This is a genomic window from Novosphingobium sp. fls2-241-R2A-195 (assembly GCF_030209485.1).
Lineage (GTDB): Bacteria > Pseudomonadota > Alphaproteobacteria > Sphingomonadales > Sphingomonadaceae > Novosphingobium > Novosphingobium resinovorum.
This window is the reverse complement of record NZ_JARVRY010000031.1, coordinates 62,559-85,595: the sequence shown is the minus strand read 5'-3', so window position 1 is coordinate 85,595 and position 23,037 is coordinate 62,559. Positions and strand designations below refer to the sequence as shown.

The window sequence follows — 23,037 nt, the reverse complement described above, 5'->3', positions numbered from 1 at the left end:
AAACCACTGTCCGCGACTTACCGGAATCGCTGTCCGGGACTTTCCGAAACACGCAGGCAGGCGACCCGCAACACATACAGCATACCGTTGAGAAAGCGCCGGTTATCATGCTCTGAACGGAATTTGCGGCCGCGCTCCAAGGGCAGCAGCCCCGCAATCACGTCCCATTCTTCGTCCGTCAGATCGCCACGAGCCATTACCACTCCCGCAAAGAGCAGCCTTGGATCAGAACTCAGCCCATTTGGAAATCCACTTTGTCGATTCGGAAAGGAACTTTGCGCTCATCTGACTGACCAGCTGACTTCGGTAGGATCATGAGGCGAGGCTGCAGCTATTCTCGCGGGTATGCTCGTCGAGATACTGCATGACGATGTCGTCGGCGAGGTTGCCGGAGGCCGTCGAAAAGTAGCCTGCCAGAAGCGCTGTCCCAATACCTTTTGCGGATGTGCTCGAACTTCGGCCGGATTTGCGGATGGGTTTCCCGCACGGCCACAGCAAGACCTCCACGTTGGTCGCTGGCCTGCGCATGACCGGCATGGTCGCGCCCATGGTGCTCGATGGGCCGATCAACGGCGACTGGTTCGAAGCCTACGTCGCTTAGGTACTCGTCCCCCAACTGCGGCCTGGCGACGTCGTCATTATGGACAACCTGTCGAGCCACAAGCGCGCATCGGTACAAGTGCTCATCGAGGCCGCAGCCACCAACCTGCGCTTTCTCCCGCCCTACAGCCCCGACTTCAACACGATCGAGAAAGCATTTTCCCGCCTCAAGGCCATGCTCCGTAAAGCGGGCCATCGTACCGTCAATGGCCTGTCGAGCTTGATCGGCAAACTCGTCGATATTTTCCAGCCCCAGGAATGCTCCAACTACTTCAGATCATGTGGCTACGAAACAGAATAACCGAAAACCGCTCTAGTGTTGCCCAAATAACACAGATATTGGAGATTGAATGCCGCATATTGCCAATAATTCGCAATAGCGGTAACGACCCCACTTATTGAGATTTCGTTGCAAAAGGGTGGGTATGTCTTCCGTTCGTTCAATCGCGCTTTGTAGTGCCGCAGCTTTTGCGTTGATGACGGCAGGCGCTGCCCATGCAGAGGAACCGGCCGCAGAGACCCCAACCGCAGCGGCGGACGGCGACGAAATCATCGTTACTGGAGCTATCTCAGGTACCAAGACCGAGACACCTCTGATCCAAGTCCCGCAGCCGGTTACCGTCATCACCTCGGAGCAATACCTCTCGCAGGGCGCGATCAGCATCAGCGACACAGTGAAGTACGCCGCAGGCGTGCTCGCCAATGCCTATGGCCGCGACACTCGCGTTGATGGCTTCCGCGTGCGCGGCATCAACGCGCTGCAGTTCCGCGACGGCATGCGCGACGTATTCTCCTATTACGCCAGCATCACCTCGGACCCCTATAACTTCGAGCGTGTCGAGATCGTGCGCGGTCCCGCCTCGGTGCTGTTCGGCCAGGGTTCGATCGGCGGTATCGTCAACCTTGTCTCCAAGACGCCGGAATTCCGCACAGGCGGCGAATTCAATGTCGTCTACGGCAGCTACGACCGTAAGGAAGCCATGGGCGACATCAATGTCGCGCTGGCCGACAATCTTGCGATCCGAGCCGTGGCGCGCGTGCGCGACGCCGACACTTACGTCGATCACGTACCCGACGACCGCGTTATGTTCGCGCCTTCGATCCGCTGGCAGCCCACGCCCGACACCAACGTCGTGGTGACCGGGCTCTATCAGGAGGACGACACCGGCTCGACCTCGCAGTTCCTGCCGATCGTCGGCACGTTCCTGCCCAACGCTGCCAACCCGAGCGGCAAGCTCGATCCCTACACCTTCGTCGGCAAGGCAGGCTGGGACCGCTACGCTGGTCGCTCCCTGCAGGGCGGGGCCGCGATCACTCACAATTTCTCGGACAGCGTCCGCGTCAGTCTCAAGGCCCGCTACATCGACAGCGACCTTGAATACAACACCCACTACGCCGACAGCTATTCCAACCCGACCGATCCGTTCCTGCCCTATGCCCAGTACGGCACGTATGGCCGCACCATCGGCCTTTATGCCGATGCCAGCGACGCGCGGATGAACGTCTTCTCGACGGACAACAACGTCCAGTTCAAGTTCAACACCAGTGCCAATATCGAGCACACCATGCTGGTCGGCATTGACTATAGCTGGAACAAGGTGGGCAAGCGCTATGCGGCGACGCCCGGCATCACCTACGACGCAAACGGCACCCCCAATTTCGACGCCATCGAAAAGATCGACATCTACGACATCGATTACGATGCGCTTCAGACTTACGATCCCACCGGCCCGTACGCCTATGAATCGCAGAAGCAGCTTGGCATTTACGTGCAGGACCAGATCCGCGCATTCGACCGCGTCTCGGTCGTCGTCGGCGCCCGCCGCGACCGCGTGACCGGCTCCTCGGGCCAGAAGGACAATGCCACCACCTTCCGCGCGGGCATCATCGGCGAACTGGGTGCAGGCTTCTCGCCTTTCTTCAGCTACACCGAGAGCTTCCTGCCGCAGGCCGGCACCATCATGCTGCCCGGCGGCATCCCCAGCGATCCGTACAAGCCGCTGACCGGCACCCAGTACGAAGCGGGCGTCAAGTGGCAGCCCGAGCCGCACACGCTCGTCACCGTCACCGCCTTCAAGATCAAGGAGCAGAACCGCGTGCTCTATCTGGCGGAAAACGCGACCACCCAATCGGGCGTGCTGAACACCAAGGGCATTGAAGTCGAGGCAAGTCACACACTGCCTGGGGACTTCCAGTTGCTGCTCAACTACGGCTACAACAAGCTGAAGTCCGAAACCGACACCAGTCTGGACTATATGCCCCGCCATGTCGCATCGGCGTGGACGACCAAGACCTTCGGCATCCCGGGTGACGCGCAGCTGCGCCTTGGCGCAGGCGTGACCTATAACGGCAAGAGCCGCTCGACCAGCCCGACCTGGTCCATAGTCACGCCCTCACGCACGAACGTCGATGCCTTGGCCGAAGTCACCTGGGAGAACTGGCGCTTCTCGGTTAACGCGACGAATCTGCTCAACGAAATTCAGTACGCCTCCTGCCTGGCGCGCGGCGACTGCTTCGTGGCGGCTCCGCGCAACGTGATGGGTTCGATCGGATATCGCTTCTGATCCTGCTACGCTTAGCCATCGTGCGCCGCCACTGCGCACGATGGCGAGGCTGCATGCTTCGACCTCGCATGGCAGGCGCAGGAAGGCAGAGCTCAGTTGACTCGTCAGCGATGATCGAGAACCGATCGAAAAACTGCTAGGCTTGATAAATCCACCGATGTCCGGGCGCCGATCTTCGGATCGGCTGGGTCGAGTGCCAGATGGTCGCGGCCAATCATGGGATCCGCCAAAGCCCTCAAAGCTGCCCGCAAACCGTTTGCTTCCGAAAAAGCGAGCGTCACCGCACGGGCTTACTCATAGAAGATCATGCGCGATCTTGGGAGCGCCGTCGAGCGACGGCACCGCGCGCCAATCGACGAAGGCCAACCGCTGGGCGCCATAGAAATCGTCGTGAAAGGCGAATACGACGGTAGCGATGATGTGGAACGGCCGGCTCATCTGCTGGTACAGCACGTCGATGAAGCTGGCGGCTTCGGCGTCTCCACCTGCAGCGAACCGTCGGGCGCCAACTGATGCGGCCCGGATGCGCGGCGTCGATGACGAGGTTCACTTCGTAGCCGCGCGCGCCATCCGGGTAAGCAACCTTCACCTTCGACGAGTTTGGGGGTGCATTTCAGCGGAGGCCCCGGAGCCAGTGTCGAGGGCGGCAAGCGCCAAGCTCGAACGCACGCTGTTAGCCGCCAACGACAATTCGCTGGTCGTCGGCGTGCCGGACCTGCGCATCGCGGGCGTGACAATCTCCGAGGACTTCTGACACAACCTAAGAGACCTTGACGAAGGCCCGTGCGTGACACCGCAAGGGCTATTTTTTCTGACGGGATCGAGCGTATGATCATCGGCCTTCCGGGCGACGGCGATGAACCCGCATTCTCGTTCCACCAAGGAAAAGGTCGGGTAGCCGGCATCTGTCATGAGCCCCCGCGCCCATGGCGGAACATTGCTTCTTCCCAATGTTCCGCCAACTCTCTGTCAAATCGAATGCATGTGCCGCAAAGCGGCCGGGTTCCACCGCCTCGCGCCGCCGAATTCTGACGATAGCCAGGATCCGGGCTCTGCCAGGAGAAACCTTTACGATGCGCTCGCTGATCGCGGCCCTGTCCCTGCTCGTCCTCACCATGTCGGTTTGTCCGGCACATGCGGGCGATTATCCTGACGTTCCCGAACCCATGGTTTTCGACATGGTCCGCCCACTGGGCGCGCGGGCCGGAGAGCTCGAGGTCAATACCCTTGCCCAGACACGCCTTTCCGGCCCGGACCAGGTCGTCGAATGGGCGCCCGAGATCGAACTGGCGGTTGCAGACGGCTTCGCAGTTGAACTGGAGCTTCCCTTCGAGGGCACGCGCGTCACCGACTACAAGATCGGGCTACAGGGAACCTTCGGTACGCTTGCCAACGGCAGGGGCGTGCACGGCCTCCAGTATCTCGGCCTCTATAATCGCGAGAACACGCGTTGGGAAAGCAGCGCGCTCTATCTCTTGGGCTTCCGCTTTGACGAGCACTGGAGCATGATGGCGATGGTCGGTCTTGGTGACGTCAGCTCCGGTCGCGACGGTGGCGGACGCCTGCTGCTCAATCAATCTACGTTCTACGACCTCTCGAAAGCGAGCCGCGTGGGCCTCGAGATCAATTTCAAATCAGGACGTGCCCAGGAGGCTCTCATCATGCCACAGTTGCACCACAAGCTGGGCGGCGATCTCTCCCTGCAGGCGGGTCTCGGCGCCGCGCACGATGCAGAGCTGGGGTGGCGCCCGCAAGCCGGCTTGCGGATCATACGCGAGCTGTGACGGCCTGCCATGCCGGCCCCATCCTGCTCCCCTCGCATCCATCCGCAGGAATGCGGACGCACTTGCCGCCAAGCTCGAACGATCAGACATTTGCATCAACGCAATGAGGGGCGTCGCACAGTGGAGCTGGCGGGAAGCGCTCCGATCGTTACGGTTTGCGGAGCCGGATCACGCTTCGCAGGTGATCGCAGCGCTGCGCGTCAGTGTCCGGTAGCGGCGGGTATCTCAATGTCGACCTGAAGGCCGGGCCTTGCGTCGGCAAGGCTAAGGTGCCCGCCGTGCACTTCGGCCACCGCCCGGGCAAGGTTGAGGCCAAGTCCGTAACCCGGGCTTGCCCGCGACCGGTCACCTCGCGTGAAGCGCTGCGTCAGTACGTCGCGCTGTCCGGCCGGAATACCGGGGCCATCGTCCGTCACGGTCAGCACCGCCCGCCCATGTCCACGGCCCAGCGTCACTCGGATGGACGATCCGGGCGCGGTGTAACGTATGGCGTTCTCAAGCAGGTTGACGAGCGCTTGCGAGACGAGTTCATCGTCACCCAGTACCTGTATTCCCCCGGCGAGATCGCAAGCCAGCGACTTCTCGCTGTCTTCGGCCACGGCCATGTAGCTTTCGCATACGTTGCAAACGACCGCACCCAGGTCGAACACCCGGAAGTATTGCCTGAGCGCACCCGCTTCCACTTCGGCGATCCGCAGTAGCGCGCTGAATAGAGAAAGAGCGGCATCGATCTCCACGATTGAGCGTTCAACCTCATCGCTCAAGGCACCTTCGCGCGGCACCAGCCCGGTCATGCGCTCCAACCGCTGCCGGACTTTGGCGAGCGGTGTGCGCAGGTCATGCGCTATGCCGCTCGAAACCTCTCGCAAGTTCTCGATCAGCGCGCTGTTGCGATCCAGCATCGTATTGAGCGTTGCGGAAAGCTGGCCAAGCTCGTCATCTGGTTGCGAAACAGGCATGCGCAGACTCATGTCGCCCGAGATGATGCCCTGCGCGGTCGTGTTCATTGCCTTGAGCTGCGCGCGGATCGCCCGTGTCAGCCAAACCGCGCCGGCGATTCCGCCCACCAGCGTCGTGCCAAGCCCCGCCAGAAGGAGCAGCCCCGTGGTGCGGCGCAAGGCGCGTTCCGGGGCCAGTTCCATCGCCACCGTCAGGTTGCTGCCATCCCTCAGATCGACCGTCAGCGAACGGGCTACGTTGCGCTTTCCGTCCTGATCGCGAAACTCGATCTGCGCCCAGCCGTTCGGTGGTTGATCGGTCGTCAGCTCTCCGCCAAGCCGCTGTCCCGAGCGATCCGTCAGCAGGTATCCCAATGCGTTGACGCCGCGGTCATCACGGCGCTGCAGCGTGTCGCGAAGGCTTCCCATACCCCGATGATGGTGAACCTGCACGAGGTAATCACTCTCGGCCAGGATGCGATCGTCCAGTTGTTCGCGCAACGCGCTTTCGCCGATCACGTAGATGCCCGCGCCAAGCCCCAGCGTCGCAATCGTGTAGAAGACGACGAACCAACCCGCGATGCGCGTGATCGTCCCCAGGCGTCCAGATCGCAGGTCAGGCATCACTGCACAGCTTGTATCCGACACCGCGCACCGTATGGATCGGATCATGGCTGAAACCGGCATTCAGCTTTTGTCGCAGCCGGCTCATGTGAGTTTCCACGATGTTGGTTTGCGGATCGAAATGGAAATGCCAGACCTGTTCCAGCAGCATCGCCCGCGAAACCACCCGGTCCTGCTGGCGAACCAGTTGCTCCAGCAGTTCGAATTCGCGGGGCTGGAGGACGATCCGCTGCCCGTCACGCCATACCTCGCGACGGATGCGGTCGATCTTGATCGTCCCGCAAGCAGCGGTGTCGCTCAGCCCGCCGCGCCCCCTGCGGCCGAGTGCATCGATCCGCGCACACAGTTCAGCCATAGCGAACGGTTTGACGAGGTAATCGTCCGCGCCGCTGCCAAGGCCCTTCACCCGATCCTCTATCGCTCCCAGGGACGTGAGGATCAGGATCGGAAGCGATAACCCCAGAGCCCGCATTTGCGAAACGAGATCGATGCCTTCGATGTCCGGCAACATCCGATCCACGATCAGGACGTCGAAATTCTCGCTCTGCGCGCGGCGCAGGCCCTGGCGGCCTGCCGGCTCGGTCAGGACGACATGGCCGTTCGCCGCAAGTCCTTCGGCGATGAAGCCGGCTACCTCGGCATCGTCCTCTATCAGCAATATCCGCATCGGCCGGTCTCTAGCGCGAAGTTCCCCCCGACCCAACTCACCTTACCTCGCTGCGGAGGCTCGATAAGCGCCGAGAAGAAACATTGGGGAAAATCAACGTTGGAAATACGGCTTTGCGCATCCCTCCGCATCTCGACAGCCGCCAGCATTAATCTGGACGCCATGCTTCAGGCAGGGAAGCGGCACATCGCGAAACCAGTTTTCCCAATCGCATGAAGCAATTACAAGCCGAAGGTCAGGTCGATTGCAATCCAGAAAGTATCGACTGTAATGTTCAGAAGTATACGTAATTATTAATAGAACCATTGTGAATGTTATTTTAACAAATTTATAGGGGTTGCATGCCAAAATTTGCAGTACACGCACAGAAGGTGCCTTTAGGAGACTGCATTGTGAAAAAAATTGTGACTGGTTTCGCAATTCTTGCCTTTGCCGGGGTCAATTCTCCCGCAAACGCGAGCATAACCGGAAACATCAACGCCACGATCACACTCACTACTGCATGCAGAATCAACAATACTGTTGTACCTGATGCAACAACGAACGTTGAATTTGGCACGCTTAACTTCGGCACGCAGAACACCTACTTCACGCAGGCGACGGCAGAACTCCTCGGTACGGCAGGCAACGGCATCGCCATTCAGTGCAGCAATGGCACCGCACCAAGCATTTCATTCTCGGGCGGCAACTCCGCAGGATCAGGATCGAGCAACACCGGCACCACCGGCACCCGATCGATGAAGCACACGACGCAAGCCAGTTACGTGACGTACAACCTGTACAGTGACGCGGGCGGCACGACGCCGATCGTGGCAAACACACCCATCGTTCTGGCGACCGATGGCAGCGCGCAGAACGTCGCCGTCTATGGAACCGCCTATGGTGCCGCAGGCCTGATCACGGGCACCTACAACGACGTCGTCGTGGTGACGATTACTTTCGGCGCCTGATCGAGACAGGCGAACGGCAGTTGGTCCACATGAATATGTTCTCGCGTCACTTGGTGCTCGCGGTCGGGACTCTGGCACTTTTTTCCTGCACGCAGGCCCACGCCGAAACGAGCAGGACTTTCGCGGTGTCCGCGACCGTGTCGCCTGGATGCGCCGTCGATGGTGTGGGGATGAGCGGGAATGCAGGAAAGATGGGAACCCTGACGTTCACGTCCCAGCCCGCCCTGGCCACGTCCACGGTTCAGGCAAGCCTGTCCGCGTCCCAGACCATAACCCTGCGCTGCACGCCAGGCGTAAGCCTTTCCATGTCGATCGACGGCGGCCTGCATCAGGCGACGAGCCGCACCCTGCAACTGGGGACAACCTCCAACCGGCTGGCATATGGCCTTTGCGCGGACGCCGCCTGCGGGCAGGTAATCGGGATCGCCCAGCCGACCAGCATCACAGTGACGTCCGCCAACATGAACGATGTCCGGCTGCCGATCTACGGGCGACTGACGCTTCCGGGCAATACTCCGCCGGGCACTTACACCGATACGGTGACAGTGACCTTGAGCTGGTAGGATGGACTGAGGACACTATGATGCGGCTCTTCACAGTTCTGCGACGACTTCCGGTTTTCGGCATCTTCCTGCTCCTGCCCGATTTTGCGTATTCACAAAGTACCAATTCGGTCGTCATCTGGCCGGTCAACCCTGTGATCGAGAGTGGAGAGCGCGCCACGCCGTTGCGCCTCGAAAACCCCGGTACGCGGCCGATCCTGATGCAGATCCGCATTTTCGGCTGGCAGCAGATCGATGGCGACGAGCGTTTCGTCGAGCAGAAGGAAGTGACGGGCACGCCTCCGATGGTGCGTATCGAGGCCGGCCAGCAGCAACTCATCCGCCTGACCCGGATCGCTCCTCCCTCCGATGGCGAGCGGTCTTATCGCGTCATTATCGACGAGATTCCGATTGCCGATACACCGGCCCAACCGGGCACGGGGGAGCCCAGGCAGGCCGCAGCGGCGATCCAGTTCCGCATGCGCTATTCGCTCCCCCTGTTCACGTACGGAACGGGCGACGAAGCCCGGTCCGCAAGGGATCGGGCCAAGGATCGGGCAGGCTCGGCTCCCGCGCTAGAGTGGCGCGTGGTCGAGACAGGCGGAGCGACGTCGCTCGAAGTCCACAATCCGGGCACCCGGCACAGCCGCCTCACCACAGTCACGATGAAGCGGGCGGACGGAACATCGCTGAAGCTGGATGGGGCGCATGGCTATGTCCTGGCCGGGGCAACGATGCGCTTCGCGATCACGCAGGCCATCGCGCCGCAAGCGCGGCTTTTCGCCGAAGTCGAGGGGGATTCCTCTTCGCCAATGACGCACCGACAGCCCTGAGGAGGACGGTTGAACCGGCAGACGGGTGCTCTGCATCCTTGTCGGAATGGCCCATGGGAATGGAAGGTGAATGTTGCTTCTCGCGGCCATTTTTCGTCAGTTGAAATGGGCGCTCTTTTCCGGAACATGCGCTGCGCTGATCGTGGCTCCTTGCCAAGCTGCGACAAAATACGACGATATTCCCGCCGCCGCGTCTTATGCCGAAAGGGGAACCGTGGCCGAAGCCGAGCCACTGCAACTCGAGGTCGTGGTCAACGGCGTGCCGAGCGGAGCGATCGTGCCGGTACAGGCAAGCGAGGGCCATTTCCATATTTCCGCCGGCGACATGCGTGCTCTTTCGCTGCCAGTGGAGGGCGAAGCTTCCGCACAGGTCACGGTGGATGAGTTGCCCGGGGTGGAAGTGGAATACGACATGCCCAACCAGCGCCTGAAATTGCAGGTTCCTGCCCGGTGGCTACAAGGCCAGCAGATCGGGTTCGGACCGCGCCGCAACGAAGGACCCGCGCGCAGCAGCATTGGCGTGATGCTCAACTATGATCTTTACGCGGTCGATGCGCCCGGAGCACCGCCATCGGCTTCGCTATGGACCGATTTCCGGGTATTCGAACCTGCCGGGCTGTTCTCGACCACCGGCGTTGCGCGAACGGGCGGCGACACGGCCTTCATGCGGTACGACACACGCTGGATTCGATCCGACGAGGACAGCATGACGACTTACGAGGCAGGCGACCTCGTCACCCGGACCCTGCCGTGGAGCAACGCGATCAGATTGGGCGGGGTGCAGGTCTCGCGCGATTTCGCGGTCCGGCCCGATGTGGTCACATATCCAGTGCCGGCTTTCGCGGGAGAGGCGGCGCTGCCGTCGTCGGTACAGTTGTTCATCGACAATCACCAGGCATTCGGCGGATCGATCCAGCCCGGCCCCTTCGTGATGAACCCGCTGCCGCAGATCAACGGCGCCGGGCAAGCCAGCATTGTGGTCACGGATGCGCTCGGCCGACAGGTTGCGACGCAAGTTCCCTTTTATGTAGCGACCACCCTGCTGCGGCCCGGTCTTACCGATTACGCAATCGCGGCAGGGGCGATGCGCCGGCACTACGGACAACGCAGTTTCGATTACGGCACGATGGCTGCAAGCGGCTCGTTACGCCACGGCCTTTCCAAAACGCTGACGGCGGAAGGCCATTTCGAACTGAGTGGCGCCACGGCCGTTTTGGGCGTAGGCGCCGTCGTTCGGATCGGGACATTCGGCGTAGTGAATGCGGCCTACGGCATGAGCCGTAATGGCGGCCGGAACGGGGGACAGGTCTCCGTCGGTTATCAGTACCAGCGCCGCGACTTTTCCTTCTCCGTCAATCACCAGCGGCAGAATGCAGGCTTCTTCGACCTCGCCTCCCTGACGCGGGATCGGGACCGGGCGACAAGGATGACATCGGCAAGCGCCAGCGTGGCGCTGGGCCGTTTCGGATCGATCGGCGGCGCCTACCTCGAAAGCCGGGCACGGGGAGAAGGCAGGACGCGGCTGGCGAACCTGAGTTGGACGATGCCGGTCGGGGGCTCGGCGAGCATCTTTGCCTCGGCGACGCGCGACCTGGGCGAGCGCGGCTGGACGGCCTCGCTCAGCCTGCAGGTCCCGCTGGGCGGCAATCGCGGCACCGTCAACGGCGGCGTGATGCGCGAGGCGGACGGCCGCTATGGCAACCGGATCGACTATAACCGCGCAGTGCCGACGCAAGGCGGCATCGGCTGGAACGCGGGCGTAGATCGCCTGGGCAACGGCGATCTCTACGGCAATGCCGACGTCACCTGGCGCACCCGCTTTGCGGAACTGCGCGGCGGCGCCTACGGCCGCAGCGGCGACGTGACACGCTGGCTGGGCGCATCGGGATCAGTCATCTGGATGGACAAGGCGGTCTTCGCGGCCAATCGAGTAGCGGACGCCTTCGCGCTGGTTTCGACACGGGGCTATTCCGGCGTGCCCGTCTACTATGAAAACCAGCTGGTTGGCCGCACCGATGCCCACGGGCATGTCCTTATCCCGTGGGCGGCAGCCTATTATCCAGGCAAGTACACCATCGACCCTCTGGGCTTCCGCGAGGACCTGACCGCCGATGTCGTAGATCAGAAAGTGGCTGTGAAACGGGGCAGCGGCTACATCCTGGATTTCCCGGTCCGCCGGATGATTGCTGCGCAGATCGCGCTGGTGGACAAGGCCGGAGCACCGTTACCGGTGGGCGCCGTGATACGCGTCAATGGCCGGGGAACCGCCTATGTCGGGTGGGACGGGCTCGTCTTCGCCGAAGACCTTGCCGCGCACAACGATCTGGTCGTCACCCTGCCGGACGGGGCAAGCTGCCGGACGGTCTTCGACATGAAGGTGGAACAAGGCAAGATCGCCGACATGGGAACGCTGACATGCCAATGATCCCCCATTTTCGCGCGCTCGCCCTTTTGCTGGCAGTGATCCTCACTGCATGGAGCGGAACCACGCGGGCGCAGACTTACGGGAACTGCACTGTGGCCGCCTCCACGATCACGATCGGGGATGCCGGATCATTCTCGGTGGCAGGACAGGCACAGGCGAGCAGCGGCGCGGGCGGCCTGTCTTGCTCCAGCCTGCTGACGGTAGCCACCACGTCCTACATAAAGGTCCGGGTAGACTCCTCCACGTTCCTGCTGACCGGGCAGGGCGGGCAGACCATACCGTTCACGCTTTCATCCACTTCGGGAGGGGCAGCGCTGACTGCGGGCAGCGAGGCGGACTTGTCTACCACGGCCCTGATCACCCTGTTCAGCGGGCCGGGAACCAGTATCCCGCTTTACGTGCGCACCACGCCGACCTCGGGGCTTGCTGCCGGGACATACACCGGTACGGTGATGCTGCGCTGGTACTTTTCGATCTGCACGATCGGTGCCCTCAACGCCTGCATCGGGACATCGAACAGCCCCGGCGCCACGCGCAGCACTCTATTGGGGCCATTGACCAGCTGGGGCACGGGCGTGCCGCTAACGGTGACAGTGACGCTCAAGGTCCTGCCAGACTGCCAGATCACCGCGCCCGACCTGGCCTTTGGCACTGCTCCGCTGGTCGGCAGTTTCAGCGCGGTGACTCGCACGATCTCAGTTCGTTGCAGCCTCAATTCGACCTATACCATCGGGCTCGGCAACGGGCAAAACTTCTCGGGTACACGACGCATGCGGCAGGGCACGACCAGCAATTACCTCAATTACGAAATCTATCGCGGCAGTTCCGTCAGTGCGGGTCGATGGGGCAGCGCGATTGCGGCAGAGCGCCGCAGCAGCGCATCCGCAGACAGCAATCCGGGCATCTACGACAGCAGTACTCTGCAAGGATACACCTATCGCGCGGTCATCGACTCCGCCCAGATGACGCCTGCTGCAGGAGTCTACGGCGATGTGGTGATCGTGGACATCGGATTCTAGAGCGTGTCCAGTCAGGTGGTCCCACCTGACTGGACACGCTCTAAAACCAAGAAATCAGAGCCCGCTGCCGCCGATCTTCCAGGTCATCTCAAGGTAGATACTGCGACCGACGCTGTCGAACCAGCTGATGTCGTAATACGGATAAGACGCATAGCTCCGGTCTTTCACGGGATTGGTGTCCAGCACGTTATTCACCGTCAGAGAACCGCGCAGATGATCGGTGAAGTCATACTGCAGGCTGGTATTGAACAGGTAGCTCGCCTTTATATAAGCGTCCTGATCGTAGTTCGGCAGCTTGCCGAGACGGGTGCCCGAGAGCGTCCACGAAAGCTGCTCCACCTTCCAGGTCAGGCTCGCGGTCGATTTGTCGCGCGGGATGTCGTAGCCGCTGTCGTACGCCAGCTTGTTGATCGACGCATCGCCGGGATATTGGCGGAAGCTATGCGTGAAGACGTGTGTGTGCGAGGCCGAAAGCGAGAAATCACCGAAATCGGTCGGCAGATTACCATGAAGAGCCACGTCGATGCCGCTGGTCTTTTCGTGCGCGATGTTGATCGGGTTGATCGAAACCGCGTCGAGTTCGCCTTCGTTGACCCCGCTGGCATAGCGCTGGACGCGCGAAAGCGCATCCTGGCAGGTCGGCGAACCGACATCTACCGCACTGCCGGAGGTAGTGGTGCCTATCCGGCAGTCGGCTTCGTCGCGCAGCAACTTGTCGATGGAAAGGTCCTGCACCTGGTTCGACAGCGAGACGCGGAAGTAGTCCACCGAAACATCGAAATGACGGCTCGGCTGCCATACGAACCCGCCGTTGAGCGACTTGCTCGTTTCCGGCTTCAGGGCGCGATTGCCATTACGCTTGGCGACGATGCCTTCGTCGGCATAGGAGCAATCGCCGATGTCCTCGTCGGGCTCTTCGGTACGACACAGGTAATAGTCCGTCGCCGAAGGATGGGTATTGCCCGGCCCGGTGAAAACATAGTGCAGGTCCGGCGCGCGGAAGCCCGTGCCATAGGCCGCGCGCAGCAGCAGGCTCTGCATCGGGCGCAACTCGACACCGCCGTTGTAGGTGAACTTGCCGATCGTGTTGCCGGCGAAGCGATAGCCGTCATAGCGCGCCGCGCCGGACAGTTGCAGGAAGCTGGTTATCGGAACGCGCAGTTCGCCGCCAAGCGCCCAGTGGCTGCGCTTGCCATGGCCGTCGCTATCCTTGAGCCCATAGTAATAGTCGGTCAGCGCGAGCGGATCAGGATTGAGGTCGTAGCCCTGCTTGCCGCCCTCCGCGACTGCCGCGAACCCGACCGGGCCTGCGGGCAGGTCGAACAGGCTGGTGCTGGTCAGCGTGGCCTGCAGGTTGTCGGTCCAGCTCTTCGGACGATAGACCGAATAGGCGGTGATGCTGTCGTACTCGGTCAGGGTCAGCGGCGTGTAGAGGCGCGCGGGGTCCGCGTTGAAGATCGGATAGCCGCTATCCTCGTCGGTGCCGATCTGCTCACCCAGGAACAGCGCGTTGGCCTTGGCGGCGATCACCTGCGGGAAGGAAACCCGGGCGCGATACTCGCTGTGGTTGAACGAAACCTCGTAGGACCACTTTCCGGACAGCGATCCCTTGACGCCGGGCGTGATGCTGAAGGTCGTCTGCCGGTTGCGCGTCATCAGATTGCGAAATCCGCCCGATTCCTCAGGCGTGAACTGGCGATACCAATCGTCCAGCCGATCGTCGAAGGCATTGTAGAACGTCGTGTCGCTGCTGCCCGAGGCATCCTGAAATCCCCACGAAAGCACGTCGGGCATGAGCGCGACCTTGCTGATGCCGAACTGCGCATCGATGAAGAGTTCGGCCGCGTCTGAAAGTTCGTATCCGGCCGAGGCGAAGCTGTTGAAGCCCTCTCGCCGGGAAATAACGGTGCCGTAGCCGATCGAGGTGTTGCTTCCACAGAAGTAGCCGGGGCCGTAGTCGTCGAGATCGGGATCGTATGCACCGTAGCGCGGACGCGAGGCGTAATAAGTCGAGCCGCCGTTGAGACCACCAAGTCCCGCGCACGTCGCCGCACCGGGATCGACGTATTCGTCGGCATCGGGATCATAGCGCAGGAACGTGCGGCGCGCGAGCGGCGTAACAGTCGTGGGGTTGTCCGCGGTGCTATCCTGCAACTTGCGCTGATAGCCCCAGATCGGCCGCTGCAGCAGGTACTCCGCGCCTCCGATGATATGGAATCGGTCGGTCGACCAGCCGCTCGTCACCGAGAGGCGATGGGACATGCCGCCGCCGTGCTCGGTGCGGCCGTGGCGGTAGTCGATGGTGGTGCCGTCGATCTTGTCCTTCAGCTTGAAGTTGATGACACCGGCGATCGCATCCGATCCGTAAATGGCCGAGGCGCTGCCGCTCAGCACTTCCACCTGCTCGATCATGCTGACCGGGATGTTCGAGATGTCGGTGAAGTTACTGCGGCCCTGGAACGGCAGCGGGAAGTCCGCGATGCGCCGCCCGTTAACGAGCACGAGGGTATGGTTCGGACCGAGCCCGCGCAGATCGACCTGCTGCGCGCCGGGCGTGAAGCTCGCGCCGCTGAAGGACTGCTGGCTTTGCGTCTCGCCGCCGTTCTGCGTGACCGCGCGCAGGATGTCGGGAACGCTGGCGTAGCCGTTCGCGCGGATCGATTCCGAATTGATGACGGTTACAGGCGCAGGCCCCTCGCTCGCCACGCGAGGGATGCGCGAGCCGGTTACGACGATCGCATCCTCCTGCACGGCATCCCGGGAGGCATCCTGCGTCGCCTCCTGCGCCATGGCGCCGCTACCCGGCTGCACGCACAGAGCAAGAATGCTGCATCCAAAAGCCCACACCCCGCGGCGGCCATATAAACCGGAACCTGCAAACGCACCAGAACCCATAGTGTCCCCCGGTCGAAAGCGGGCTTGCCCCCTGCCCGCCCATGCTCCCGACGTTGTCACGAAACCACAACACGGACGCCGCCTCAATCAATTTGACATTATATTACTTCACATTGCAGACTGGTGTGCGCAAAATGTCGCAACCCGTCTTCCGAAAGACTTGGCGACGTATTCGGAGGACGATGCATGAAATTCTCCGCAGCTCCCGTTCTCGTCGCTACCCTCGGCCTTGCCGGACTGATGCCCGCATCCTCTGCCATCGCGCGGACGGGCTACGAGCACTACGCTGTGGGCGACCTGGACACGCCGACGACAGCGCCTCATTCCGGCGGCCTGCTGCTGATGGGCGGGGGAGACCGCAACATCGATGCGATGAAGTGGTTCTTCGTCCATGCCGGCCAGGGCCACATCGTGATCCTGCGCGCGTCGTTCGGTCCGGAGATCGGCGAGGAGTTCTACCGCGAAATCGGCGGTATTCGCTCAGCCGAGACATTCGTGTTCAGGAATCGCAAGGCCGCCTATGATCCGAAAGTGATCGCCGCGCTGCACAAGGCAGACGGCATCTTCATCGCCGGCGGCGATCAGTCCCGCTACGTGCGCTTCTGGCGCGGCACTCCGGTCGCCGCAGCGCTCGACGCCCACGTCGCTGCCGGCAAGCCGCTCGGCGGTACAAGCGCGGGCCTGGCGATGCTCGGGGAGAAGCTTTACGGGGCGATGGACGGTGGCAGCCTGACGAGCGTCGAAGCTCTGGCAGATCCGTTCGGGCCGGCCAACACGATCGAGGGCGACTTCCTGCATCTGGCGACGCTCAAGGGCATCGTCACCGACACGCATTTCAAGGAACGCGACCGGTTGGGCCGCCTCTTCGCCTTCGTCGCCAAAGCGCAGGCGGCGCGCACTGAACCAATGATCGGACTTGGCGTGGACGAGAGCGCAGCGCTTGCAATCGAGACGGACGGCAGCGGGCGGATCTACGCCACGGCGCCGGATGGCGGCGCTTGGCTGGTGAATGGTGCCGGATTGAAGTCCACAGTGGACTTCAATCCGGCACCTGCGGCATCCGGCACACTTGCCGCCGATCGTGTGACGGTCACCGGAATAGGCGCACGTTCGATAGTACACCTGCCGGGCGGCACGGTCGATGCCCCGCTGTTCGTACGCACTTACGCAGTGCGGGAAGGCAAAGTCGTCGAGGTGCCGCGCTGATCGCTCGCTGCCATTGGAGCGGGCGAAGCCCTCGCATTTGCCTTGAACGGTGCAATGTACCGTGACGCCCCGCCGTCGGCAAAACTGCAGCAGCAGCGGCTTCGCGGAATGAACGACCGGTAGGTTGACGTGCAGTCCCAGCCTAATGAATTCTAAACTTATGACAATGACCCGACTCCGAAGAAGCAAAGAATGACAGGAAAATTGAGCTGATTCCGAAATTTACCAGCGGTGGCGTGATCACCGCCAGCTTCAAGCGCCACATCATTCCACCATATATGAGTACAACGCTCACCATTTCGATCCATTACCGAAATTACGGTCCATCATTTAATCATGTAATTCAAGATATATTCGAATTTACAAGGATACTTACCGAATAAACGATAATGATAACGAAGTTTTCGAAAGCGTAGATTGCCTTCGTGATCAAGCACGACCGCGGCTCCAGTCGATTTGCCAGCCTGCTCTCTACCATATCGACGAACGGCAGTTTCGCGTCGCCCTACGGAAACTCACCCTTATGCCGGAATATTGCCAATCAAATTAGCCGCTGCCACTTCTCCCCAGTGGATCGCACTATTCTGTCCTGTACACGTAAAGTAATCACCCGCTAACTGTATAGCATCGGAGGGGGAAAGCAGGTACTTCATACGATTGATCTGCGTGTAAATGCCCGGTGCAGGATTTGGAATCGCAGCCCTCCAACGGACCACCTCCACCATGTCGAGTTGGCCGGCGAGTTCGGGAAACAGGCGCGTCACGAAATCGTCGGCCATCTTACCGAAAACAGCGTCATCGCATCCCTGCAGGTCGTTGAGGCCGCCTTCCTCGAAGTAGCAAGTGATGAGCGAATGCCCGTCAGGTGCTGTTTCAGAGAGCTTATTGTGGTCAAACCAGACGAGACCGATATGCGGGTGTTCCGCGGTCGGCACCATAACCCCCAGCGCGTCGGTCAGGGTACGGCGGCGATAGCCGAGATAAACATTGACGGCGCGATTGTATTTCAAGCACGCATCGAGCGGCCCCACCGCCTCCGCCAGTTCGGGCGCCATGGCAGCCGCCTGCGGCAACGGCGTGGCGATCACGCAGCCATCGGCTGATATGGTCTCTCCATCCTCCAGCGTCACCAGCACCCCGCCCCGGTCGCGCCGGACCTGCGACACCGGCGTCGATAACCGGACGTCAAGCATCGCAGCAAGCGCCGCCGGAAAACTGCCGATGCCGCCGCGTAGCGCCAGCATGCGCTGTCCCGCCAGATTGGCGAGGCCGGAAAACCATTCGAGCGCCGACACGTTCGCGCCCCGGTTAATCGTATATGTACGGATCAAAGGGTCGACGAGGACGTCGAATATCTCGCGATTGAGACGGCGTTCGCAGTAGGCCTCGGCGGTCTCCGTATCGGCCCGCCAGGCTTCGCTGACATCCAGCACGTCCTTGGGACGATACCGGAGGTAATCGCGAATGCCCCGGATCATCCGCAGCTTGGAACGAAACGACAGCGCCTTCGAGAACAACGCCGCAATCGGCCTTGTCCCGTCGATCTCGTATAACTGTCCGCCCCGCATCAGCATCACGGTATTGGCGCATTCGGCGATCTGGCCGCCAAGGCCGATCTCGTCGGCTAGTTTCAGATAAGCCCGGTATCCGGTCGACAACTGCGTCGCCCCGCGTTCGAGGAGGTAGCCGTCCTTGCGGAACGTACGGGTACGCCCGCCGATTTCCGCCGCCGCCTCCAGCACGACGACCTCCCACCCGGCCTTCTGAAGCCGATATGCTGCGGCCAGTCCTGCAAGACCGGCTCCGACGACGACGGCCTTCATCCCCCGGCCTCAGTTCGCGACCGGCTCGGGATCGGCGTCGGGGTAGACGCCGCGCTTCATCGCCCGCACCATCAGCACCGAGGCCAGAAGGAACCAGCCGCCGAACGAGCCCAGCGGAATCCAGATGCCGAACAGGCCGTTCCAGGCGAAAGGCCCGGTCTTGAAGAAGAACAGCAACTGGTCGGGCAGCAACAGGAAGAACATCCACAGCGCGGTCCAGCCTGACCAGCGCGGGAACACCGGATCGGCGCTGCGGTCGCACAGGGCCGCGATCGCCATGCCCAGTTGCAGCGGCCAGAAGATCGTGGCGCCGCCGATGAGCTGGATCCAGGCCCAGTCGTTGAGCACGTAGATGATCTCGGGCGAGCGATCGGGGCGATACGCCGCCACCAGCCAGAAGATCGCCGGGTAGAAGGTCAGCACGACGTTGCACACGCCCCCCATGACCACCGCGTAGGTCAGGATGCCGGGCTTGCCTTCGATCCGCGCGACATACTGCGCAAGGATCGAGGTGAAGGGGATGCAGAGCATCGCGCCGATCATCAGGAACACCATACCCACCCGGATATGGGTGACCGATCCCTGGTAGATGGCGGCGATCTCGTCCGCTCCGGCGGACGGCAGGTGCGGCGGCAGGAACCCGGCGAACCCCGCCCAGCCCAGCAGCAGCACGCCCACGTACCAGAAGCCGCCCCAGGCACAGAACCTCTGGATCCTGCGCCGCGCGCCGATGCTCATCATCCTCGTTTCTCCCGATGAAACGACGGCCTGACGCTTTGGCCCCGGCCGCTCGATAAAGTGAGTTAGCGCACTAGATGTCAGGTGGTCAAGCTGCTATTTGGACGAACATACTAGACACCGACAGCCGAGGATGCCGATGACCGAAACCGCCGAAAAGCTCGAAGGCTACCTGCCCGCCGAGGGCCGGACGAAATGGAACCAGAGCTTCTACTTCAACGCCTTTGACCCGCAGACGCGGATGGGCCTGATCGCGCGGCTCGGCTTCCTGGAAGGCGCGGGCAGCGCCAATAGCTGGATGATCGCATTCCAGGACGGCTCGCCCCTGTTCCAGCGCTTCAACAGCGACCTGCCCTGCCCGCCCGAGCGGCTGCGCGAAGGCGTCACGCTGGGCGGCATGCACTTGCGCTCGATCGTGCCGCTGCAAAGTGCCCGGCTGTCGTTCGACAGCCCCGAGTTCGCCTTCGACCTCACCTGGGAGGCCATCCATCCGCTGATGGATGCGATCGCCTTTGGCAGTGCGGGCGGCGATACCGGCAGCTTCGCGACCAGCCTCGCCCATGCCCATCTGGAAGGCAGTTGCCGCGTCACCGGAGAGATGGTCGTGCGCGGCGAGCGGTTCGCCTTCGACGGCACTGGCGGACGCGATATCGCCGCCGGAGAGCGCGAATGGGGCCGCATGGAACACTACCGCGTCGCTTGGCCGATCTTCACGGACGGCACCGCCGTGATCGGCATTCACGGCATCGCGGGCGGGCGCGATTCCTATATGAGCATGGTCCACGACGGCACCGGCTGGACTCGCATGGCCTCCACCCGGGACACGTTCGAATTCGCGGAGGACGCCATGACCGTGCGCGTAACGCAGTGGAACATGGTCGACGAAGCGGGGCGGAACTGGAGCTACCAGGCCCGCCCGATCTTCCGCACGTTCCTGCCCGCGGACAACTACGTCCTGGCCGAACACATCGCGCAGTTCACCCGCAGCGACGGCGTGATCGGCTACGGGCTGGTCGAATGCGGCTATCGCCTGCCTTGGCCAGCAGCGCCCGGATGACGCCGCCGGGGCAGCCTCAGCCTTCCATCACCGCCCAGAGCCGCTCGATGAAACCGCGCTGCGCGGCGCGCACGTCCTCGGGCATCGCGCGCTGGAGCGAGCAGATGGCGATGACGATCATGTACGCGCACAGGCGACGGTAATAATCGAGGTCGTCCGGCTTGCGCCCGCCCAGTTGCTCGTAGCGCTCCAGCCACTGCGCCTGCGAAGGCGGTTGCGGCAAACCGCTCTCGACCGGCGCAGCGAACAGTTCGTTGCCCAGCGTCTGCAGCGCAAGATCGCTTTCGGGCCGCCCAATGCACGACATCTCCCAGTCGAGCATGCTGGTCAGGCGGTTGCCCACGAACATGTAGTTGTGCAGCGTGGAATCGCCGTGCGTCAGCGTCTCTCCGCCGACCGGCGCGTTTTCCAGCAGCCAGCGTCGTACCGGGATCATGCGGGCATGCTCAGGCAGCTGGATCCAGTCCCAGGTGTCCCAGTACCAGTTGACGCACTTCTCCATCGGCGTCGTCCCGGCCGCATCCATCGCGAAGTCGCCCAGCCCGCGCGCCGCATAGTCGAGCTTGTGGACAGTCACCAGCGAACCAAGGATCTGGTCCACCATGAGCGCCCTGTCCTGCGCGGAGGCCTCCGCCATCGGTCCGACCGCGAAGGCGGAAGGATTGGGCGCCTCACCCGGGTTCATCTCCATGATGAAGCCGGGCACGCCGAGATGGCCGCCGCCGGCATCCAGCCACAGCCCATCGGGCACCGGCAGTCCGCTGCCCTGCAACGCGCGCTGCACCCGGAACTGCCGCGCCAGATCGTAGCGATAGAAGATGCGGTTCTCGCTCGCGGGCGAATAGCGCAGCACCAGATCGCGCTCGACCAGCGCAGCGCCGCTGTCCCAGTTGGCGGTGAAGACGATAATCCCGCTCGACGCGCCGACCTTGGAATTGCCGCGCACGTTCGACACCCTGACGCCGCCCGCGACGTCCGGCTGCGCCGCGATGAAGCGCTCAATGGTGGCGGAATCGATGCTCTGGCGGGACGATTGCCCGGTGGCGATGACGGCATCCAGCACGTCCTGCGTGCGCGCGGCCTCGCTCATGTCCTTCTCTCCATTATTATGTTTGCTAGCGTACGATATGGCGCTGTAACCGGATGGTCAATCACTCGAAGCCGTAAGGGCGATAGGCGCCGTTGACGTAGTGTTCGAAATGCGCGCCGCCTTCGTGTGCCGTGCCGTCCGGTGCGCGCAGCACCGCGCGGGTCAGGTACTCGATGCCGATGATCGGCTTGGCGAAGTTGAAGCCCAGCCCGAAATTGTCCGGCGCATTCGGATCGGCAAGGTTGTAGGGCATGTGCGCCACCGGCTGTTCGCGAAAGTCGAACTCGTCCCACTCGGTCGCAAGCTCTTCCGAGCCGTGATAAGTGTGGAACGTGCCGCCGTCCTTCCAGCTTCCCGGCGTATAGCCGAGCGTGGCGGGCATCCACGGCATCGCCACCGGGGTGAGTTCCAGTTGCCAGGCCCCGCCCTCCTCGTCTGTCAGGTCCAGCACGGCATGCGTGGCGATACGGGTTCCCTCGCGGTAAGTGATGCGGTGGCTGCCACTGGCGAGATGCAGCACCTCGTCGCGGTCCGGCACGTTGAACACACCGCCGAACGGCGCGCCGAAAGGATCGTCAAGCTGGCCCTGCTCGCCGTCGGCATCCTCATGGATATGGAAGAAGCCGCTGACCGGGCCGGTGCGGAAGCAGGTCCAGACCCGCAGCGCGCGCGGCTTGCCCTTGGGCGCCAGCCGGGGCGGCAGCAGGTGGGCAGGCGGCGCCAGCGGCGCGCGCTCGACGTAGAGCCCCCAGCTGTGATCGCGCCCGCCGACCCACTTCTCGGGATCGAGTGCCCAGGACCGATCACCCAGCGACAGCGAACCGTGCACCCGCCCGGCCTGCGAATAGCGCGTCTGGTCGGTGGTGCGCCGCCCGCGATGGACGACGGTCTGGCGGTCCTCCTGATAGGCGGCGGAGGTGCCTTCCCACAGGAGGTCGAAGGCGATGCCGGATTCGTTGTCGTCGAGCGTCAGCGCGATCTTCTTCATCGGCTCGGGAAAGCGGATATGCAGCGGGCCGAGGTCCAGTTCGAAATTGCTGCGCCAGGTCCGGCTGAAGCGCACCGTGCGCTGGATGCCGTCGACGTTTATCATCGCATAGCCGCCGAACATGTCGGTGTTCGGATTCACCCGCGCACCGATGCCGAGGAACACCTTCTCCTCGGGATTGAACACGGCGAACCAGTAGCCCTCGTCCCAGCTGTAGTCGGTCGAGGGAATGTAGCTGAACGGCTGGGGGGCCTGGTGGACGGGGTATTCGTCGTAGGGGGTCAGCAAGGGATT

At 62.4% G+C, this 23,037-nt stretch carries 17 protein-coding genes and 2 pseudogenes; 11 read left to right on the top strand and 8 right to left on the bottom strand.

What is annotated here, in order from left to right; translation table 11 throughout:
- Window positions 1-56 precede the first annotated feature (56 nt).
- Window positions 57-197 (bottom strand): annotated as a pseudogene (locus QRN25_RS22670) (transposase); the annotation flags it as partial.
- Window positions 198-466: 269 nt separating this feature from the next.
- On the opposite strand from QRN25_RS22670, the pseudogene QRN25_RS22665 reads away from it, so the two are divergent.
- The 4 genes and pseudogenes from QRN25_RS22665 to QRN25_RS22650 all read left to right on the top strand — a co-directional run.
- A pseudogene (locus QRN25_RS22665) lies at window positions 467-901 on the top strand (transposase); the annotation flags it as partial.
- Between the two features lie 124 nt (window positions 902-1,025).
- On the top strand, window positions 1,026-3,164 hold the full coding sequence (locus QRN25_RS22660) for a TonB-dependent siderophore receptor (RefSeq protein WP_285021545.1): 2,139 nt from the start codon (window positions 1,026-1,028) through the stop codon (window positions 3,162-3,164).
- A 306-nt stretch (window positions 3,165-3,470) separates the two neighbouring features.
- On the top strand, window positions 3,471-3,677 hold the full coding sequence (locus QRN25_RS22655; RefSeq protein ID WP_285021543.1) for a hypothetical protein: 207 nt from the start codon (window positions 3,471-3,473) through the stop codon (window positions 3,675-3,677).
- Between the two features lie 560 nt (window positions 3,678-4,237).
- A complete protein-coding gene (locus QRN25_RS22650; RefSeq protein WP_285021542.1) occupies window positions 4,238-4,948 on the top strand; it encodes a hypothetical protein in 711 nt (236 codons plus the stop codon).
- Between the two features lie 200 nt (window positions 4,949-5,148).
- Here QRN25_RS22650 and QRN25_RS22645 read toward each other — a convergent pair whose 3' ends face one another.
- Window positions 5,149-6,510, bottom strand: a complete 1,362-nt coding sequence (locus tag QRN25_RS22645; protein WP_285021541.1) for a sensor histidine kinase — start codon at window positions 6,508-6,510, stop codon at window positions 5,149-5,151.
- Window positions 6,503-7,177 carry a response regulator transcription factor gene (locus QRN25_RS22640; protein WP_271183137.1) on the bottom strand — a complete coding sequence of 225 codons (675 nt, stop codon included), beginning with the start codon at window positions 7,175-7,177 and terminating at the stop codon, window positions 6,503-6,505. Before QRN25_RS22640 ends, QRN25_RS22645 begins: the two co-directional genes overlap by 8 nt.
- A gap of 392 nt (window positions 7,178-7,569) precedes the next feature.
- Between QRN25_RS22640 and QRN25_RS22635 the strand changes: the two genes are divergently transcribed.
- The 5 genes from QRN25_RS22635 to QRN25_RS22615 all read left to right on the top strand — a co-directional run bounded on the left by QRN25_RS22635 (window position 7,570) and on the right by QRN25_RS22615 (window position 12,946).
- Window positions 7,570-8,127, top strand: a complete 558-nt coding sequence (locus QRN25_RS22635; protein ID WP_285021540.1) for a Csu type fimbrial protein — start codon at window positions 7,570-7,572, stop codon at window positions 8,125-8,127.
- Window positions 8,128-8,156: 29 nt separating this feature from the next.
- Window positions 8,157-8,690, top strand: coding sequence for a Csu type fimbrial protein (locus tag QRN25_RS22630; protein ID WP_350224267.1), 534 nt, complete (start codon window positions 8,157-8,159; stop codon window positions 8,688-8,690).
- Window positions 8,691-8,710: 20 nt separating this feature from the next.
- Window positions 8,711-9,502, top strand: coding sequence for a fimbrial biogenesis chaperone (locus tag QRN25_RS22625; RefSeq protein WP_285021539.1), 792 nt, complete (start codon window positions 8,711-8,713; stop codon window positions 9,500-9,502).
- Between the two features lie 214 nt (window positions 9,503-9,716).
- Complete coding sequence (locus tag QRN25_RS22620) at window positions 9,717-11,927, top strand: fimbria/pilus outer membrane usher protein (RefSeq protein WP_285021536.1); 2,211 nt, start codon at window positions 9,717-9,719, stop codon at window positions 11,925-11,927.
- Window positions 11,918-12,946: a Csu type fimbrial protein gene (locus QRN25_RS22615; protein WP_285021534.1), complete on the top strand. Its 1,029-nt coding sequence runs from the start codon at window positions 11,918-11,920 to the stop codon at window positions 12,944-12,946. The genes QRN25_RS22620 and QRN25_RS22615 overlap by 10 nt, the downstream gene beginning before the upstream one ends.
- Window positions 12,947-13,000: 54 nt before the next feature.
- Here QRN25_RS22615 and QRN25_RS22610 read toward each other — a convergent pair whose 3' ends face one another.
- Window positions 13,001-15,736, bottom strand: a complete 2,736-nt coding sequence (locus tag QRN25_RS22610) for a TonB-dependent receptor plug domain-containing protein (RefSeq protein WP_285021533.1) — start codon at window positions 15,734-15,736, stop codon at window positions 13,001-13,003.
- A gap of 291 nt (window positions 15,737-16,027) precedes the next feature.
- On the opposite strand from QRN25_RS22610, the gene QRN25_RS22605 reads away from it, so the two are divergent.
- Window positions 16,028-17,047, top strand: a complete 1,020-nt coding sequence (locus QRN25_RS22605) for a cyanophycinase (protein WP_285021532.1) — start codon at window positions 16,028-16,030, stop codon at window positions 17,045-17,047.
- Between the two features lie 521 nt (window positions 17,048-17,568).
- Here the strand turns inward: QRN25_RS22605 and QRN25_RS22600 are convergent.
- Together QRN25_RS22600 and QRN25_RS22595 are read right to left on the bottom strand one after the other, a co-directional pair.
- A complete protein-coding gene (locus QRN25_RS22600) occupies window positions 17,569-18,870 on the bottom strand; it encodes a protoporphyrinogen/coproporphyrinogen oxidase (protein ID WP_285021531.1) in 1,302 nt (433 codons plus the stop codon).
- A 9-nt stretch (window positions 18,871-18,879) separates the two neighbouring features.
- Window positions 18,880-19,611, bottom strand: a complete 732-nt coding sequence (locus QRN25_RS22595) for a hypothetical protein (RefSeq protein ID WP_285021530.1) — start codon at window positions 19,609-19,611, stop codon at window positions 18,880-18,882.
- A 136-nt stretch (window positions 19,612-19,747) separates the two neighbouring features.
- Here QRN25_RS22595 and QRN25_RS22590 point away from each other — a divergent pair, with 136 nt between their 5' ends.
- Window positions 19,748-20,665 (top strand): DUF7064 domain-containing protein, encoded by a 918-nt coding sequence (locus QRN25_RS22590; RefSeq protein WP_285021529.1) that lies wholly within the window; start codon window positions 19,748-19,750, stop codon window positions 20,663-20,665.
- 16 nt (window positions 20,666-20,681) lie between these two features.
- Here the strand turns inward: QRN25_RS22590 and QRN25_RS22585 are convergent, their stop codons facing one another.
- A complete protein-coding gene (locus QRN25_RS22585) occupies window positions 20,682-21,755 on the bottom strand; it encodes a phosphotransferase family protein (RefSeq protein ID WP_285021528.1) in 1,074 nt (357 codons plus the stop codon).
- A 61-nt stretch (window positions 21,756-21,816) separates the two neighbouring features.
- Window positions 21,817-23,031 carry an Rv3169 family protein gene (locus QRN25_RS22580; protein ID WP_285021527.1) on the bottom strand — a complete coding sequence of 405 codons (1,215 nt, stop codon included), beginning with the start codon at window positions 23,029-23,031 and terminating at the stop codon, window positions 21,817-21,819.
- Between the last annotated feature and the right edge of the window lie 6 nt (window positions 23,032-23,037).

Bases quoted from the DNA above. Each gene is read 5' to 3' on its own strand.
- QRN25_RS22660 (WP_285021545.1), top strand. From the start codon at position 1,026: ATGTCTTCCGTTCGTTCAATCGCGCTTTGTAGTGCCGCAGCTTTTGCG.
- QRN25_RS22650 (WP_285021542.1), top strand. From the start codon at position 4,238: ATGCGCTCGCTGATCGCGGCCCTGTCCCTGCTCGTCCTCACCATGTCG.
- QRN25_RS22585 (WP_285021528.1), bottom strand. From the start codon at position 21,755: ATGAGCGAGGCCGCGCGCACGCAGGACGTGCTGGATGCCGTCATCGCC.
- QRN25_RS22615 (WP_285021534.1), top strand. From the start codon at position 11,918: ATGCCAATGATCCCCCATTTTCGCGCGCTCGCCCTTTTGCTGGCAGTG.
- QRN25_RS22605 (WP_285021532.1), top strand. From the start codon at position 16,028: ATGAAATTCTCCGCAGCTCCCGTTCTCGTCGCTACCCTCGGCCTTGCC.
- QRN25_RS22610 (WP_285021533.1), bottom strand. From the start codon at position 15,736: ATGGCGCAGGAGGCGACGCAGGATGCCTCCCGGGATGCCGTGCAGGAG.
- QRN25_RS22595 (WP_285021530.1), bottom strand. From the start codon at position 19,611: ATGATGAGCATCGGCGCGCGGCGCAGGATCCAGAGGTTCTGTGCCTGG.
- QRN25_RS22590 (WP_285021529.1), top strand. From the start codon at position 19,748: ATGACCGAAACCGCCGAAAAGCTCGAAGGCTACCTGCCCGCCGAGGGC.
- QRN25_RS22640 (WP_271183137.1), bottom strand. From the start codon at position 7,177: ATGCGGATATTGCTGATAGAGGACGATGCCGAGGTAGCCGGCTTCATC.
- QRN25_RS22655 (WP_285021543.1), top strand. From the start codon at position 3,471: ATGCGCGATCTTGGGAGCGCCGTCGAGCGACGGCACCGCGCGCCAATC.
- QRN25_RS22630 (WP_350224267.1), top strand. From the start codon at position 8,157: ATGAATATGTTCTCGCGTCACTTGGTGCTCGCGGTCGGGACTCTGGCA.
- QRN25_RS22645 (WP_285021541.1), bottom strand. From the start codon at position 6,510: ATGCCTGACCTGCGATCTGGACGCCTGGGGACGATCACGCGCATCGCG.
- QRN25_RS22600 (WP_285021531.1), bottom strand. From the start codon at position 18,870: ATGAAGGCCGTCGTCGTCGGAGCCGGTCTTGCAGGACTGGCCGCAGCA.
- QRN25_RS22625 (WP_285021539.1), top strand. From the start codon at position 8,711: ATGCGGCTCTTCACAGTTCTGCGACGACTTCCGGTTTTCGGCATCTTC.